Source organism: Argonema antarcticum A004/B2 (assembly GCF_023333585.1).
GTDB classification, from domain to species: Bacteria; Cyanobacteriota; Cyanobacteriia; order Cyanobacteriales; family Aerosakkonemataceae; genus Argonema; species Argonema antarcticum.
In genome coordinates, this window is sequence record NZ_JAIQZN010000073.1 from 1 (window position 1) to 14,383 (window position 14,383).

The 14,383-nt window shown below is 47.0% G+C and carries 14 protein-coding genes and 1 pseudogene; 10 read left to right on the forward strand and 5 right to left on the reverse strand.

From position 1 onward, the window contains the following. Nucleotides 1–9: 9 nt before the first annotated feature. Together LAY57_RS25450 and LAY57_RS25455 are read right to left on the reverse strand one after the other, a co-directional pair. A complete protein-coding gene (locus LAY57_RS25450) occupies nt 10–366 on the reverse strand; it encodes a DUF1345 domain-containing protein (protein WP_249069906.1) in 357 nt (118 codons plus the stop codon). A 64-nt stretch (nt 367–430) separates the two neighbouring features. Beyond that, nucleotides 431–1,216 carry an RNA polymerase sigma factor SigF gene (locus LAY57_RS25455; protein WP_249069907.1) on the reverse strand — a complete coding sequence of 262 codons (786 nt, stop codon included), beginning with the start codon at nt 1,214–1,216 and terminating at the stop codon, nt 431–433. 347 nt (nt 1,217–1,563) lie between these two features. Here LAY57_RS25455 and LAY57_RS25460 point away from each other — a divergent pair, with 347 nt between their 5' ends. The 3 genes from LAY57_RS25460 to LAY57_RS25470 all read left to right on the forward strand — a co-directional run bounded on the left by LAY57_RS25460 (nt 1,564) and on the right by LAY57_RS25470 (nt 3,137). Further along, a complete protein-coding gene (locus LAY57_RS25460) occupies nt 1,564–2,292 on the forward strand; it encodes a Bax inhibitor-1/YccA family protein (RefSeq protein WP_249069908.1) in 729 nt (242 codons plus the stop codon). Nucleotides 2,293–2,382: 90 nt separating this feature from the next. Then, nucleotides 2,383–2,745, forward strand: a complete 363-nt coding sequence (locus tag LAY57_RS25465; protein WP_249069909.1) for a papain fold toxin domain-containing protein — start codon at nt 2,383–2,385, stop codon at nt 2,743–2,745. A gap of 29 nt (nt 2,746–2,774) precedes the next feature. Then, on the forward strand, nt 2,775–3,137 hold the full coding sequence (locus tag LAY57_RS25470) for a hypothetical protein (RefSeq protein WP_249069910.1): 363 nt from the start codon (nt 2,775–2,777) through the stop codon (nt 3,135–3,137). 44 nt (nt 3,138–3,181) lie between these two features. Here LAY57_RS25470 and LAY57_RS25475 read toward each other — a convergent pair whose 3' ends face one another. Next, entirely contained in the window at nt 3,182–4,645 is a 1,464-nt protein-coding gene (locus tag LAY57_RS25475; protein ID WP_249069911.1) for an RNA-guided endonuclease InsQ/TnpB family protein, read from the reverse strand. A 65-nt stretch (nt 4,646–4,710) separates the two neighbouring features. Here LAY57_RS25475 and LAY57_RS36645 point away from each other — a divergent pair, with 65 nt between their 5' ends. Further along, nucleotides 4,711–4,836 (forward strand): ribbon-helix-helix protein, CopG family, encoded by a 126-nt coding sequence (locus tag LAY57_RS36645; protein WP_420839128.1) that lies wholly within the window; start codon nt 4,711–4,713, stop codon nt 4,834–4,836. A 261-nt stretch (nt 4,837–5,097) separates the two neighbouring features. Further along, nucleotides 5,098–6,232, forward strand: a protein-coding gene (prfB, locus tag LAY57_RS25480; protein ID WP_249069932.1) for a peptide chain release factor 2 whose coding sequence is annotated in 2 segments (ribosomal slippage) — nt 5,098–5,169 and nt 5,171–6,232 — 1,134 coding nt in all. Because the reading frame shifts where the segments join, the coding sequence is not laid out codon by codon here. 48 nt (nt 6,233–6,280) lie between these two features. Here the strand turns inward: prfB and LAY57_RS25485 are convergent. Both LAY57_RS25485 and LAY57_RS25490 read right to left on the reverse strand, forming a co-directional pair. Then, nucleotides 6,281–7,321, reverse strand: coding sequence for a chemotaxis protein CheB (locus tag LAY57_RS25485; RefSeq protein ID WP_249069912.1), 1,041 nt, complete (start codon nt 7,319–7,321; stop codon nt 6,281–6,283). Then, nucleotides 7,321–11,523 (reverse strand): chemotaxis protein CheB, encoded by a 4,203-nt coding sequence (locus tag LAY57_RS25490; RefSeq protein ID WP_249069913.1) that lies wholly within the window; start codon nt 11,521–11,523, stop codon nt 7,321–7,323. Before LAY57_RS25490 ends, LAY57_RS25485 begins: the two co-directional genes overlap by 1 nt. Before the next feature lie 419 nt (nt 11,524–11,942). Between LAY57_RS25490 and LAY57_RS25495 the strand changes: the two genes are divergently transcribed. The 5 genes and pseudogenes from LAY57_RS25495 (at nt 11,943) to LAY57_RS25515 (ending at nt 14,363) form a co-directional block, all read left to right on the forward strand. Further along, nucleotides 11,943–12,161, forward strand: a complete 219-nt coding sequence (locus LAY57_RS25495; protein ID WP_249069914.1) for a DUF3285 domain-containing protein — start codon at nt 11,943–11,945, stop codon at nt 12,159–12,161. A 20-nt stretch (nt 12,162–12,181) separates the two neighbouring features. After that, nucleotides 12,182–12,700: an rRNA maturation RNase YbeY gene (gene ybeY / locus LAY57_RS25500; protein WP_249069915.1), complete on the forward strand. Its 519-nt coding sequence runs from the start codon at nt 12,182–12,184 to the stop codon at nt 12,698–12,700. A 38-nt stretch (nt 12,701–12,738) separates the two neighbouring features. Continuing rightward, nucleotides 12,739–13,035, forward strand: a pseudogene (locus LAY57_RS25505) (RNA-guided endonuclease IscB); the annotation flags it as partial. Nucleotides 13,036–13,188: 153 nt separating this feature from the next. Continuing rightward, nucleotides 13,189–13,644, forward strand: a complete 456-nt coding sequence (locus tag LAY57_RS25510; protein ID WP_249069933.1) for a diacylglycerol kinase family protein — start codon at nt 13,189–13,191, stop codon at nt 13,642–13,644. A 131-nt stretch (nt 13,645–13,775) separates the two neighbouring features. Further along, on the forward strand, nt 13,776–14,363 hold the full coding sequence (locus LAY57_RS25515) for an anthranilate synthase component II (protein ID WP_249069916.1): 588 nt from the start codon (nt 13,776–13,778) through the stop codon (nt 14,361–14,363). Nucleotides 14,364–14,383 lie beyond the last annotated feature (20 nt).

The window sequence follows — 14,383 nt, forward strand, 5'->3', positions numbered from 1 at the left end:
ACGGTAAGACTACTCCGGTAGCACGGCCCAATGAAGCGTAAAGAATCCCCACGCCTTCAGGCTGGGGAGTATGTCAACATTAAGCACGAACACAATAGCTAGCACGCTAGTACAAGCGGCAGCGATAACCAAAATTAAAATAGCCAAGCGACTTTCGTCTTGACGCTGAGCATTACGACGCATCTTTTGTGGCGTGGCGCTAAGCATCATCCACCAAGCTAAGGCTAAGAAACAGATAACGCCTGAGTTCCAAGCACAGAGAATCCGCGTCGGTAAGTGCAGCGAAGACGGGAGTAGTCCTGAAACTAAAGCAGATATGCCGATCGAAATCAGCAGTCGGGGTTTAGCATCTAGCGTTTTGAACAACTTGGGTAGGAAAACGGATTTTACAACTCTGTAGACTATACCAGGTGTGCCTGAGTAAGGCTACTCAGCTTGCTAAACCGGCAGTCTGAGGTTGCAGAAGACACACTAATTGGTCGATCCCTTTTTGCAGGTGTCGCGTTACCGTCATCGGACTGACACCAATTCGCTTAGCCGCTTCCTTACGGGGTAATTCGCGTAGAAATACGCACTCAATAGCTGCTCTAGTTTTTTCTTCTAACTGGTTCATAGCACCTTGCAATTGTTGCCGCTCTTCCTCTAAATTCTGGAAGGCTTGGTAGCGAGAATCAGGTAATGTCTCTGCCAAACTCATCGGAGAATCTACTTGGTGAGAAATAGTAGCATCCAAACTTAGAGGCTGGCGGTTTTGGGCAGCCAATTGGCTCTCCCGCCACTCTTGCACAGATACTTTAAGTATTTGGGCAATTTCGGCATCTTTAGGCGATCGGCCCAACGTTGCTGTCAGTTCTTTTCGCACCTTCTCCCCGTCGTTGTAGAGTTCTTGCCATCTGCGGGGAACCTTGACCATACTGCTCTTATCGCGCAGAAAATGCAGCATCTCGCCCCGAATGTAAGGAATCGCAAAAGAACTAAAGGCACATCCTTGAGTAGGGTCGAACCGTTCGATCGCCCGAATCAAACCGAAATAACCAATTTGTTCTAAATCTTCATAGGGTTCAGCACACTGATGGCTGATTCGATGGGCAACCTTGCGAACCAATCCAGCGTGCAACCGTACCAGTTGATTCCGCCGCGCAACTGAAGGATTTTGGTGGTAGGAAACCATCATTTCCATCCCATAAGAGCTAATATCATACTGAGTTGCTGTCATAAAAAATCCTCTGCCGCAAAAACCCATCTCGTCTAAATATCTTTAGGTCATCTCTCCGTAGACTGATATTAGAGCGTTGACCCTATCTAAATTCATTGTCTGTAGATAACGAGAGACATACCATCGTTGTTTTACGGAAATTACAGCGAAGGTTGCACGGAGGATCAGCATAAACACGCAAACCACCCTAAAGCCAGGTCAAGTAATTCGGTAAAAGCGGGGGGTTAACCGAACATTATTACCTCCACCCTCTCCAGGCTTATAGCTTAGGATCTAAGTAAAAATGAGACTAAAGCGCAATTTTGGCTCTTTAAGCAAAAATCACCCCAAAAAAGTGAGAGAGTACCATGAGTCATACAAGCAACTTCCGTGAAGCGTTTCGAGAGGCCAAAGGCAATGCGCTTGTTGGCCCCAACGTAATTGCCAACGCCCTGCCCTTTGTAGGCGGCGGGCTGGTTTTAACAGCACTTGGCACCTATGGCGGTTTGGGAGTTATCCGTAACTATCCAAGCATATTCTTCCCAACCTTCATCGGTGCGGTCATCGTCGAGTTGATTCTTTTCTTTGTCGCCCAAGGGGTTGTCGCACAAGGTAACAATAAAGTTGCCCTGCCCCTGCTGGCTACGTACAGCCTGCTGTCTGGCTACACCCTCAGCGGGCTGGTGTTTCTTGCCCTGAGAAGTCAGGGCGTTGGCATTGAAGGAGTTGGTATTGCCGCCCTTGGTTGTGGCATTGCCTTTATTGCCGGTCGTCAAATAGGCTCCAACCTATCCGAAGAAGACGGGATGGCGCTGACTAAAACGATAAGTATAGGGATTCTTGCCCTATGCGTTGTTGTTTTTGGTCAATTCCTGCTGGCAATGTTTGGCGTCTACGCCCCAACCTTTTTAGAAATTGGCATTTCAGGGATTGGTGTCCTTCTATTTGCCGGTGCAGCGGTAGTAGACTTCTTCATCTTGCCGCGCACCTACCGCGATGACCAGTACTTGCCAGCCGCGCTGTCGATGTACTTAACTTACATCAACTTGTTCATCTTCATTTTGCGGTTGCTGATTGCGATCAATAGCCGCGACTAGAGGTAAGCTGGATTAACTTTATCAGGAGGGTGGGCAATGCCCACCCTTTAATCTGCAATTACCAGAGCCAAAAACAAAGGTATTATATAAATGCCCAGTTCCCCACAACTGTCAGACGAGGAAATCTATCAACAAGTAGCCAATATCGTGGGACAGTTTAAACTATTAGAATGTGATGAGTGTGCCCAAGCTATCAAAGAATGGTTAAAAGCCAATAGAATTAACGGTATCCATCTAAAAATCAGCCCTCTCGATCAAGCAGATTTTATCCTCAGCGAACGATGGGATGGCGGACGCACAACGATTTGCCAAAATGGCTTACACTATGGTATAGAAGTTCGAGGTAAGGTTTTTGATAATCTTTCACCGATAGGAATATCTAGGGAAGATTGGATCGCAGACTTCTACTGTGGTATTGGGGAATTCATTATTCAAGAATTAGAAAAATTTTAACGAAAATATCATATCAAGGATAACAGGCCATGATTTCGCTTTACCAACTTCTGGAAAAAATCAAAGAAAGACCGGGAATGTATATCGGCTATCCTTCTGTCTCCGAGCTATTTATGTTTCTGTGCGGTTACAAACGCGCTTGTCAGGATATGGAGCTTCCTTTAAGCGACGAAGAACAGGAATTTCACGAATTTCAGCCTTGGTTGCAGAAAAGATTTGGCGTTAGTACCTCGGCTTCCTGGGCAAGAATTATACTATTATATTCTGGTGATGAAGCAGATGGCTTAAAAAATTTCTTCGATTTATTGACGGAGTTTAGAAACGAGAGACAGCAATCGTCTATGACGTTACTATCAGATAGTAGTAAGGATGTAACGCTTATACATTCTTAGCATACCGATTCAGTATTGGCTTTTGGGATGTTGAAGAACCCCACCTAAATCACAGATTTAGATGGAGATTCCGGGCAGAACCCCATCAAATCAAACAAACTTAATTGTATTGCTACAACTGGTTTATCTGACTTGTTCCCAGACTCAACAGGTTTTACTGTTGATTTCCCTTGTCTCTCAACAAGCTTCTTGGGCGTAGATTTCGACGTGACCCGCCGTATTTTTAGCTTAATTCCTAATTCTTCAAGTCCACGATTCAAAATATTAATCGCAGCTTGAATGTCGGCATCGGCATGATAATTACAGGACTCACAGAGAAACTTTTCTTTATCCCTGTTAGTTGGACTAACAAAACCACATTGGGAGCATTCTTGGCTACTATGACGTGGGTTAACTTCGTGAACCAAAACACCATACCTTTCGGCTAATACTTTGATTTTCTGTTTCAACGAGTACCACGACGCATCTTGAATTGCTTTGTTTAATCCTACCTTTCTAGATTGACCATTTTCTAAATATCTGCTTTCATCCTCACTCCATTTAGGTTTGCACCGTTTCATCATGCCCTGAACGTTCAAATCCTCAAACACAATCAGGTCATATTTCTTAGTTAATCTATGAGCAACTTTCCACTGATAATCATTGCGTTGGTTAGTTACTTTTTGCTCAACTCGCGCTAACCGTTCATAAACTTTTCTACGTTTATTACTACCTTTCTGTTTACGACTGGCAGCACGATTTAATCTTTTCCGTTTTTTCTCCTGCTGTTTGTAAAATTTAGGATTAGCGATAGTTTGCTCGTCAGATAAAGATGCTAGTTTATTAATACCCAAGTCTATACCAACAGCAGTTTTAACCTCATTGGGTTGAGGTGTTGCTGGGACTGTCGCATCTTCTAAGCAAACTGATATATACCAGCCATTAGTCTTCTTTCTAACAGTGACTTTCTTGGGCTTAAATCCATCTGGAAATTGGCGGGATTGATGAAATCTCATCCAACCAAAACCAGGCAATCTAACTTTATTCCCCTGAAATTCACACGCACCCGCAGGATAAGTAAAAGACCTGAATTTACCTCTACGCTTGGGTTTAGGATAACCGCCTAATCCCTTAAAGAATCGTTGAAATGCGTCATCCAACTGCATTAAGGTTTGCTGCAATGGTTGACTTGGTATTTCTTTGTACCAGGGGCGCAATGATTTTAAGTTAGGTAAATCAGACGATTGCATCTCATACGCAGACTTTCTTTTTACCTCACCTTTCTTGTTAGTCTTATAAGCTTCACCGTATAAAGCTGACTTACTAATTGAACAGGTTAAGGGGTAAATTACAGCCTTAGTTTCTAAATCAGAATACTCTCCTAATTTTGGTTGAGTTACTTGCTCATAAGCTTCAATCCTTTCTCCTAACCTAAAGTTATATTGCAAGCGTAGAAGATGCAAACAACGCTCCATTGCTGCAATTTGTGTTTGGTTAGGCTGTAGTTTGGATTGATGAGCCAGTAACATAAGTATCTAAACTTGATGTATTATATTTATTGTACGGACAAGTTACGGTGATGTCAATGGCTAGAATGTTAAGATTAGAAATTAGATTAAAAGAGAAGGAGTATGCCAAAATTAAGGCAGAAGCGGAAAAACGTGGCGTGTCTATGGCTGATATCTTGCGTGAGCCTATTAGGTTTTTACCAGAAGTCTAAGACAGCATTCATCCCCACCTATGAGTACATAGATGGGGTATTCTGCTGAAAAATGATAAACCGGGGTTCTTTGGTTGTCAAGGTCGATATTTTGTTGTGATAACCCGCATATTCCCGGTTTCATCGGATTATTGAATTGGAATTATAGTAAGGGATGACAAACTGCCTTTCTGCTTTAAGCGAGGGAGTGGTTAAAATAGTCTAAAATGGAGAGTAGTGCGATCGCAGGCATCGTACCTCTGAAAGAAAACGCTAACCATGATTGAAGTACTAGATATCAAACGCGAAGTCGAATCGTTGTCTCAGCGCCTGGGTAAAACTCAGGACTATCTTTGACGTACCGGCGCTGACAGCGAAAATTCAAGATTTGGAGCAATTGGCAGCTCAACCGGAGTTTTGGAACGACCAAACCTCTGCCCAGCAAACGCTTCAAGAACTCAATGACCTCAAATCCCACTTGCAGCAATTTGAGGATTGGAAAGACAGCCTGGAAGATGCCAAAGCGATCGCAGAATTGCTGGAGTTAGAAACCGACCCGGCGCTACTGGAAGAAGCCGAGACTAACCTAACTAAGCTTAGCCAGGAACTCGATCGCTGGGAGTTGCAACAGCTGTTGTCTGGGCCTTACGACGCCGAAGGCGCAGTCCTGACAATTAACGCTGGTGCTGGTGGTACAGATGCTCAAGATTGGACAGAAATGTTGCTGCGGATGTATACCCGTTGGGGAGAAAGCCACGGTTACAAAGTACACTTGGCCGAAATTTCCCCAGGGGAAGAAGCTGGGATTAAGTCTGTGACTCTGGAAATTGAAGGTCGCTATGCCTATGGCTACCTGAAAGCTGAGAAAGGAACGCATCGCTTGGTGCGGATTTCCCCCTTCAACGCTAATGGTAAACGGCAAACCAGCTTTGCAGGCGTGGAAATTATGCCCCTTCTGGATCACTCCGTCGAACTTGACATTCCGGATAAGGATTTAGAAATTACCACGACTCGTTCCGGCGGTAAGGGCGGGCAAAATGTCAACAAAGTGGAAACTGCCGTGCAAATTAAGCACATTCCCACTGGCTTAGCTGTGCGCTGTACCGAGGAACGTTCTCAGCTGCAAAACAAGGAGAAAGCTCTCGCCAGACTCAAAGCAAAGCTGCTGATTATCGCTCAAGAGCAAAAGGCTCAAGAAATAGCCGAAATTCGGGGCGATATGGTAGAAGCGGCTTGGGGCAACCAGATCCGCAACTATGTGTTTCATCCGTACCAACTGGTGAAGGATCTGCGTACTGGGGTGGAAACTACTGGCATTACAGATGTGATGAACGGCGAACTCGACCCATATATCCAAGCTTATCTCCGTCAGGAAAATCAACTGGTGGAGAGCAGTACTCCAATAAAACTGCCATGAAAGAAATCCTCACCCAAACCAAACTACCCCGCCATTCCCCGACCCCAATTACTCTGGTTGACCTGACTCGTCTTCGGCAATAGTCCGTTTTGTCCCAAAGCCCTTGAGAATGATGTCTCGAATCAGCGACACCTCCTCATCCAAGCGCTTTGCATGATCTTCGTATTTTTCGGCTGCCTTTTGTAGTTTATAATTTCCCATCCGCTCTGCCATTTGACGCGAAAACGTCACCTTTTCCTCCATTGCCCGAACCGCCGACCAAAGAGCGTTTTCTATATTCTGGGTTTGCTCTGATAGAAAGATATTCGCCGTAAAGGAATGCCCGATATGACAGCGAAACCGCAGCGGCGCTTCTTTGCCGATCTGCCAAATGCTGCCGTTACATTCAGGGCAGGTGTAGGTTGTTCGAGTCCCGATCGCTTCGACGTTCTGCAAAAATTCCTGCGTGTTCATCTCCTGTTCAGCAATCTTAGATTCGACTTCTATCTCTTCAGTCACTGGATAGGCTGACTCCGATGCTGCGGGTGCCTTCGATAGGCGCACTAAAAGGTCTGGAATTTCGGCAAGCGGTAGGCAGTAATCGACCTTAACAAACTGCAAAGCGCTCTTTGCCATGCTGGGATATTCGGCTTCTTTCGGGTCTTGCACGATCGCCACTCCGCCCCGTTTCTTGACTGCCTGCAACCCCACCGTTCCATCATCGAGATAGCCCGTCAGCACGACTCCCACAGCCCTCGGACCATAAGCGCGAGCAGCAGAACGAAATAGCGCATCGATCGCGGGTCTAAATCGGTTTTCTTGCGGTCCGCGCACGACCCGTATTGAGTCTTGATTCACCAGCAAATGGTGATCGGGCGGAGCAACATAAATTCGCCCTTTTTGAATCGTCTCTCCATCGACTGCGTGAGAGGCTGGAAGAGAGCCAACATCTGCCAGAATTTTCGGGAGAATGCTGGGCTTATCGGCTGCAAGGTGTTGAACAATGAAGAGAACAGCATCCAGGTCAGCCGGGAGCGCACCGACGATCGCGCCCAGTGCTTTGAGTCCGCCTGCTGAAGTGCCGATCGCAATAATGTCGTGTCCAGTCATTAGACTCCTTGAACCAGGTTCGCAATGACCCATGCCAGTTGAACGGGTTCGACGGGTTTAGCAACGTGCATTTGAAACCCAGCCGCGATCGCTCTTTGTTGTTCTCGCTCACTGGCATAGGCAGTTAGCGCAATGGCTGGAATTTGTCCAGAGGCTTCAGCACCCAGCGATCGCACTTGTCGAATCAGGGAGTATCCATCTGACTCTGGCATCGCAATATCAGAAATCAGCACGTCATATCGGTTGGAAGTCTCGCTCAGAGCGGCGATCGCATCTTTAACACAGATCGCGGTCAGCACCTGGGCTCCATAGTTTTCTAGCACAAACTTCAATAGCTCAAGGCTATCGATATCATCATCGACAGCTAAGATCTTTAAGCCTGCCAGAGAGGGGACGCGATCCGGCTCGGCGTTCAAGAACGGTTTTAAAACGCTTGGCGGTGTCGATTTTTGGGTCGGTGATTGCAAAGGCAACCACACCGTCAGCGTAGCTCCTTGCCCTTCACCCGCACTCTGGGCTTGCACCTCCCCACCATGCAGATCGACCAGATGCCGCACGATCGATAGCCCCAACCCCAGCCCTGCAACCCTTTTGGTGGTGCTGGAATCGCCTTGACGGAACCGATCGAAAATCTGCGGCAACAAATCTGCCCCAATCCCTTGTCCCGTGTCGCTGATTTGAATTTGAGCCCGGTTTCCGACCGACAAGAGCGTGACTTCGACTCGTCCGCCCGCAGGCGTAAACTTGATAGCATTTGATAGGAGATTCCACAGAACTTGCTGCAAGCGATCGATATCGCCGAGAACTGTTATAGAACTCAAGGATGAAACAATTTGAATATTTTTTGCTTCCATTGCTAATTGAAGGATGTCGAGTGCAGCTTGCACGATTAAGCGCAAGTCGATCGGACGGATGTTAAGAAGAAGCTTGCCGCTCATAATCCGAGAGACATCAAGGAGATCCTCAATGAGTTGAGATTGTGCCTTGACACTCCGCTCGATCACTTCTAAGGCCCGATCGACTGCCGCTTCGTTGAGGGTGCGCGTGCGGAGCAATTGCGACCATCCCAGCATGATATTCAGCGGGTTACGGAGTTCATGTGAAAGGTTTGAGAGAAAATCATCTTTGGCTCGATTGGCGATTTCTGCCTGTTGACGGGCTAATTGCTCCTGCATTAATAGCTGCGATCGTTCAGTCTCAAACTGCTTGCGCTCGGTAATATCTTCGATAGACAGCAAAATCATCGCCGCCTCGTCTTGGCGTTGCAGCTTGCAAGCATTGAGCAGCATTGTTTTTTGCCCAATCTGCTCAAAATAACGATTCACCTCAAAATTCTGAATCTGAATATTATCGATCAGAATATCTTCCAGGACGGATTGCACTTGGGGAATATTCCACTGCCCATTGCCTGTCCCAAACAGGGAAAATTGCGCGGCTTCTAGGGCTGAAAACTGAAACATTTCGTAGAACGATCGATTGGCGGTATTCACCCGCAGATCGGCATCTAGCACAACTAGAGGGAATTGCACCGTCTCTACGATCGTTTCCGCATAGTCGCGAGCTAAATCTAACGTGGCGGCATTGCGTTTGAGCGCATCAATATCGAAAAAAACCATTGTCACCCCGTCAATTTGGTTTTCTGTAGTCCGGTAGGGACGAATGCGGAGGCTGTACCAGTAACCTGCTTGCGTTTGAATTTCCTGTTCTTTCGTGTTGAGCGTCTCCAACACTTCCGAAATCATCGGTTCTAGATTGGGAACGTCAAAATTGGCGCGGAGGTCATTGAAAGGTCGTCCTACATCGCCGGGGATGAAATTGAAGAGTCGCTGCGCCGTTGGCGTAAAGCGGCGAATTCTTAAATCATTGGTCAGCATGACGATGGGGATACTGATGCTGGCAATCAGATTGTTTAGATCGCTATTGTCTCGGTTTTGTTGCAGATTTCGGTTGCGAAGTTCGTCGTTAGTGGTGGAGAGTTCTTCGTTGGTGGCTTGGATCTCTTCTTTGGCAGTTTCGAGTTCTTCATTCGTACTTTGCAACTCCTCGTTGCTCGATAAGATTTCTTCGTTCGCCACTCGCAGGCTTTGGTTGAGATAGTTTTGTTCCTGAATCACCGCTTGTAGATGCGCTTGAGCCGAAAGTTCTCTTTGGGTAGCGGCTGCCAGCGCCTGACGTAGCTGCACAGTCTCACGCTCTAAGTCTGCTGGCTTTGGGCTTTCGCCAGTAGCAAGGCCCAGGGGAATGATCGGAGGTGAAACCGCTTCAAAAATCACCAAGAAGTAGAAATCTTTCAGGACTGTTGGCTGGAATGGAATCACTTCAAGGTTGACGAATATCGATCGCTCACCCGATTCCATATCAATTTGTTCGACTCGAACTGGAGTCTTTTGGGTTTGGGCTTGATAAATCGCACTGCGAAGCACGATCGCTAATCCTTCCCTTGCCATCAGCAGCAAGTTTAAGTCAGTTGTTCCGGGGGAAAGCTTCAGGTAAGGATCGGTTTCTCCTCGCAGTTGTAGAATGTGCATCTGCTCGTTAATTACCACAGACACAGGCACGTAGCGATTTGAGATCACTTGGTCAACCGATCGCGCTAAATCAAAATTCTTGGCGATGTTTTCAGTCACTCGCTGCTGACTATTGACGCTGACAGCAGTGTAAGCATTTGTCGAGAACGAAAACAAGGGGCGAGTCAAGGTCAATCTTCTCGCATAGATTTTGGATGCTTCATGGACTGAACTAAACAAGTCTGAAAATGTTTTAACGCTTTCTGAAGTGCCTAGCATCAGAAAGCCAGTTAAGTTGAGACTGTAATGAAACAGGGGCATGATCTGTTCCTGCAACGAATCTGATAAATAAATCAGCACGTTGCGACAGCTAATCAGGTCGAGATTAGAAAACGGCGGATCGCCACCTAAGTTGTGTCTAGCAAAGACACACAGTTCGCGGACGGCACTGCTAATTTGATAGTCACCGTTTGCCAGAGGGACAAAGAAGCGGTTTCGTCGCTCAGGTGAAACCGCTTCCATCTGGGTTTCTAAGTAGAAGCCTGACCGGGCTCTGCTGATTGCCGCTTCGCTGATGTCTGTGGCAAAAATCTGAATCGGCAGTACAGTGGCTCGCTCGCTTAAAAACTCTAGTAAGCAGATGGCAATTGAGTAGACTTCTTCACCCGTTGAACATCCCGCCACCCAAATCCGGATCGGATTATGGCTCGATTTGTTTTGGCTAATCGTGGGAAAAACCAGCTTTTTCAATTGTTCAAAGGCTTCATGGTCACGGAAGAAACTGGTGACGTGGATCAGAATTTCTTCATACAGGGCTTGAACTTCAGCCGGATTCTGTTGCAAATATTCAGCGTAGTCTTCCAAGCTTTCTAGCTTGTACAACAGCATCCGTCGCTGTAGTCGTCGATTCAGAGTGGTCGGTTTGTAGTCGCTGAAGTCAACGCCTGTGCTTGTTCGGAGCAGAGCAAAAATTGTGGTCATGGCATCGCCCTGGTCGGGCAACTCTTTCACGACCTGGAGCGGCTGTGAGGCAACGAGAAAGGGACTCCGACTGAGTTTTGTCAGTTCTTCGGCAATGGCTTTAGGCGGCAAAACAAAATCAACATTTCCGGTCGCAACAGCGGTATTCGGCATACTGTTAAATTTTGCCGTGGATTCACATTGAGCAAACGTCACGCCTCCGGCAACCTTGATTGCTTTCAACCCCAGCGAACCGTCTCCATCCGCTCCTGACAGCACGACGGCGATCGCTTTATTGCCCCGATCCGCTGCCAAGGACTCAAAAAATGTATCTCCCGGCATATATTTGCCGTAGCTTTTCTGACGGGGAGCCAGATGAAGCATTCCGTCTACCAGGGTCATTTGGGTATTGGGCGGAATGATATAGACCTCGTTTGGCTCGACCATCATGCGGTCTTCCACCTGACGCACAGGCATTGCTGTTGCTCTGCCCAGAATTTCGGACAGCAGACTTTTGTGGTCAGGAGATAAATGCTGGATCAGCACAAATGCCATGCCCGTATCAGTAGGTAAATGGCCGATCAGTTCTGTGAATGCCTCTAGTCCGCCTGCTGAAGCGGCGATTCCCACCACGGGAAAGGGGGCATCGGTTTTGGCTGACTGATTTAGGTCAATGCTGACTTCAGATGCGATCGATTCGGATGTATTTTCTGGAGAGGGCGAGTCAGAAGTCATATAGCTGGGGTCTAGGGTCTAGGGGCTAGGGGCTAGGGGCTAGGGGCTAGGGGCTAGGGTCAGAAGGGTTGATAATCAAGGGCTTCGCCGTGAGCCGACTCTTGACAGTAGGGGCGAACGCGAGTGCGTGCCGAGTTCATTAGCATTCGGGTAGTAAATCTTTGATTTTAACCAATAAATTATCTGCCCGAATGCTTCGCCCCTAGCCCCCTCCCCAGATTTATGGCTTAACCGACTTTCATCGGTTGCTATATCACGCCGAAGTCCGAACGGTTTAGTGGAATTCAGAATTTCCTAACCAACTTTCATCGGTTGTTATAACTACTAACTGCTAAACAAACTGTTACATTTAAGGGAAGAATTTCTTGCCTCTTTATCTTTTATAATCCAAAATCCCAAATCTAAAATCCAAAATAGACATGAGCCAACCATCTTCACCTACCCAAACATCCGAGCATCCAGATGCCTCACCGACAACACCACCCACACCCCCTGCTGCTGGGGAACCTAAACCAACTTACGTCAAGCTGGCAATGCGTAACATGGTGCGAAAGCGGGGCACTTCCCTGAAACATTTCGCGCTGACCACAATTGGGATGCTGGGCGTCTTCATCGGTCTTGCCTACCTGACTCGTTAAGTAAAGGAAATTTATCTGGAATGGGAAGACTAGGTGTGGAAGTAGAAGTGAACGTGGAGGATAATATATCGAACTCTTCCTTCTCAAGTGGGATTGACGGGGAAACCTGGCAGAACTGGTTTGATGCTTGGTTAGAAACTTTGCAACCGAATATCTCGCCATCTCAAACCTACGAACTGGGCCTCCGCCTCACGGACGATGCTGAAATTCAGACACTCAACTCCCAGTACCGTCACCAAGATAAGCCAACAGATGTGCTGGCGTTTGCTGCTTTAGAAGTAGACTCTCCCCAGTTAGATGAAATGCTAGAGTCCGAACCTTTGTATCTGGGTGATATAGTGATTTCCATCGATACTGCCTTTCGGCAGGCTCAAGAGCAGGGCCATCCTTTGCAAACTGAGTTAGCTTGGTTAGCAGCCCACGGTTTGCTCCATCTTCTTGGCTGGGATCACCCGGATGAAGATAGTTTAAACCAGATGCTCGATCGGCAAGCCACTTTGCTTGAGACTATCGGCGTTAGGATATGTCAATCTAGTTAAATTATTCGTTTTGTCGCTGTGTGCTGAATAGTAAACGCAAGCCTTTATTAATCAAGGCGACTGGACATGGAACGCGCCAAATGTGTCGAACCGATAAATTTGGATTTCCAGATCGTTACGTTCCTAGATTTAAGTTTGTCAAAGGTTTTCAAACTGGAGACATTGTAAAGGCGATAGTCTCATCTGGGAAGAAAGTCGGACAATATTTAGGGCGTGTAGCGATTAGGTCAATTGGTTCTTTCAATATCTCAACTGCCTCTGGATTAGTACAAGGTATTAATTCCAAATACTGTCAAACTATTCACAAAAAGGATGGATACAGCTATGTGGCATAGACCCCGCCCCCCGTTTCCTCTCACCACTGACAAACGTACAGGTACAGTGGGAGTCTCTACGGGGGAAGAGAGATGAAATTCAATGAACAGCTAATTTCATCAAAAAAGACAAAAGCCCAAAAGAGCAAAATTGTAGGCACCAGTTCCCTGTCTATGTCTGAGGAAATATCGACAGAGACTCCCAACCAAACCGATCGCGTTCCACTAGGAGACCGGGAGTTAGCATGGCAGGTCGCCTCCAGCTTAGTGATAAGTTTTAAATATGCCTGGGCTGGACTGAGTTACGCTTTTGGCACCCAACGGAACTTTCGCATCCATGTGGTTATTGGCGCTGTGGCGATCGCGTTGAGCGTTTTTTTACATTTAAGCCGCGTGGAAATATCTCTGATTGGGATAACGACTGGATTAGTTCTGACGCTGGAATTATTGAATACGGCCATTGAGTCGGTTGTTGACTTAACCGTTAAGCAGACTTATCATGAGCTAGCCAAAATTGCTAAAGATTGTGCTGCTGGGGCTGTATTAATTTCAGCGCTAGCAGCGGTGCTGGTGGCTGGGGCGCTTCTGCTGCCTCCCGCGATCGCGCTCTTGCAATCGACTCTGCGCTAGTGCAGGATGGCGGAAATAACTCACCACTAAAAATTGCCAATGATTGCTCTGGAAATCTTGATTTTTACCACTGACAACTGACCACTGACAACTGACCACTTGCGCTAGAACATCTGTCAGGAGCAGAAACTTTGATTATTGTCATCGATAATTACGACAGTTTTACCTACAATCTGGTTCAATATCTTGGCGAACTCGGATCTGAGTTTCCCGTCGCAGCTGATATTCAGGTTTACCGTAACGACCAAATTTCCCTGGAGCAAATTAAAGAATTACAACCAGCTGGCGTAGTGATTTCTCCTGGGCCGGGGCGACCGGAAGACGCCGGAATTTCCCCAGAATTGATCGCACAGCTTGGCCCCAGCCTACCGATTTTAGGAGTTTGCTTGGGTCATCAAGGCATAGGTCTGGTGTTTGGCGGTAATATTGTCTCTGCCCCAGAACTAATGCACGGTAAAACCTCTCCGGTACATCACACTGGTGTTGGCGTTTTCGAGGGGGTGGAGAGTCCGCTGACGGCAACCCGATATCACAGTTTGGTAATCGATCGCCAAAGTTGCCCAGAGGTGCTGGAAATTACAGCCTGGGTTGATGACGGTACGATTATGGGTGTGCGGCATCGTAACTATCCGCACATTGAGGGTGTGCAATTTCACCCAGAAAGTATTTTGACGACTTCTGGGAAACAGTTACTGAGAAATTTCCTCAAACGGTTGTAAAAGTTAATTAGAGTTAGTTG

Excerpts from the sequence above, each read along its gene's own strand:
- LAY57_RS25455 (WP_249069907.1), bottom strand. The coding sequence starts at position 1,216 with ATGACAGCAACTCAGTATGATATTAGCTCTTATGGGATGGAAATGATG.
- LAY57_RS25460 (WP_249069908.1), top strand. The coding sequence starts at position 1,564 with ATGAGTCATACAAGCAACTTCCGTGAAGCGTTTCGAGAGGCCAAAGGC.
- LAY57_RS25465 (WP_249069909.1), top strand. The coding sequence starts at position 2,383 with ATGCCCAGTTCCCCACAACTGTCAGACGAGGAAATCTATCAACAAGTA.
- LAY57_RS25470 (WP_249069910.1), top strand. The coding sequence starts at position 2,775 with ATGATTTCGCTTTACCAACTTCTGGAAAAAATCAAAGAAAGACCGGGA.
- LAY57_RS25475 (WP_249069911.1), bottom strand. The coding sequence starts at position 4,645 with ATGTTACTGGCTCATCAATCCAAACTACAGCCTAACCAAACACAAATT.
- LAY57_RS36645 (WP_420839128.1), top strand. The coding sequence starts at position 4,711 with ATGTTAAGATTAGAAATTAGATTAAAAGAGAAGGAGTATGCCAAAATT.
- LAY57_RS25485 (WP_249069912.1), bottom strand. The coding sequence starts at position 7,321 with ATGACTGGACACGACATTATTGCGATCGGCACTTCAGCAGGCGGACTC.
- LAY57_RS25490 (WP_249069913.1), bottom strand. The coding sequence starts at position 11,523 with ATGACTTCTGACTCGCCCTCTCCAGAAAATACATCCGAATCGATCGCA.
- LAY57_RS25495 (WP_249069914.1), top strand. The coding sequence starts at position 11,943 with ATGAGCCAACCATCTTCACCTACCCAAACATCCGAGCATCCAGATGCC.
- ybeY (WP_249069915.1), top strand. The coding sequence starts at position 12,182 with ATGGGAAGACTAGGTGTGGAAGTAGAAGTGAACGTGGAGGATAATATA.
- LAY57_RS25510 (WP_249069933.1), top strand. The coding sequence starts at position 13,189 with ATGTCTGAGGAAATATCGACAGAGACTCCCAACCAAACCGATCGCGTT.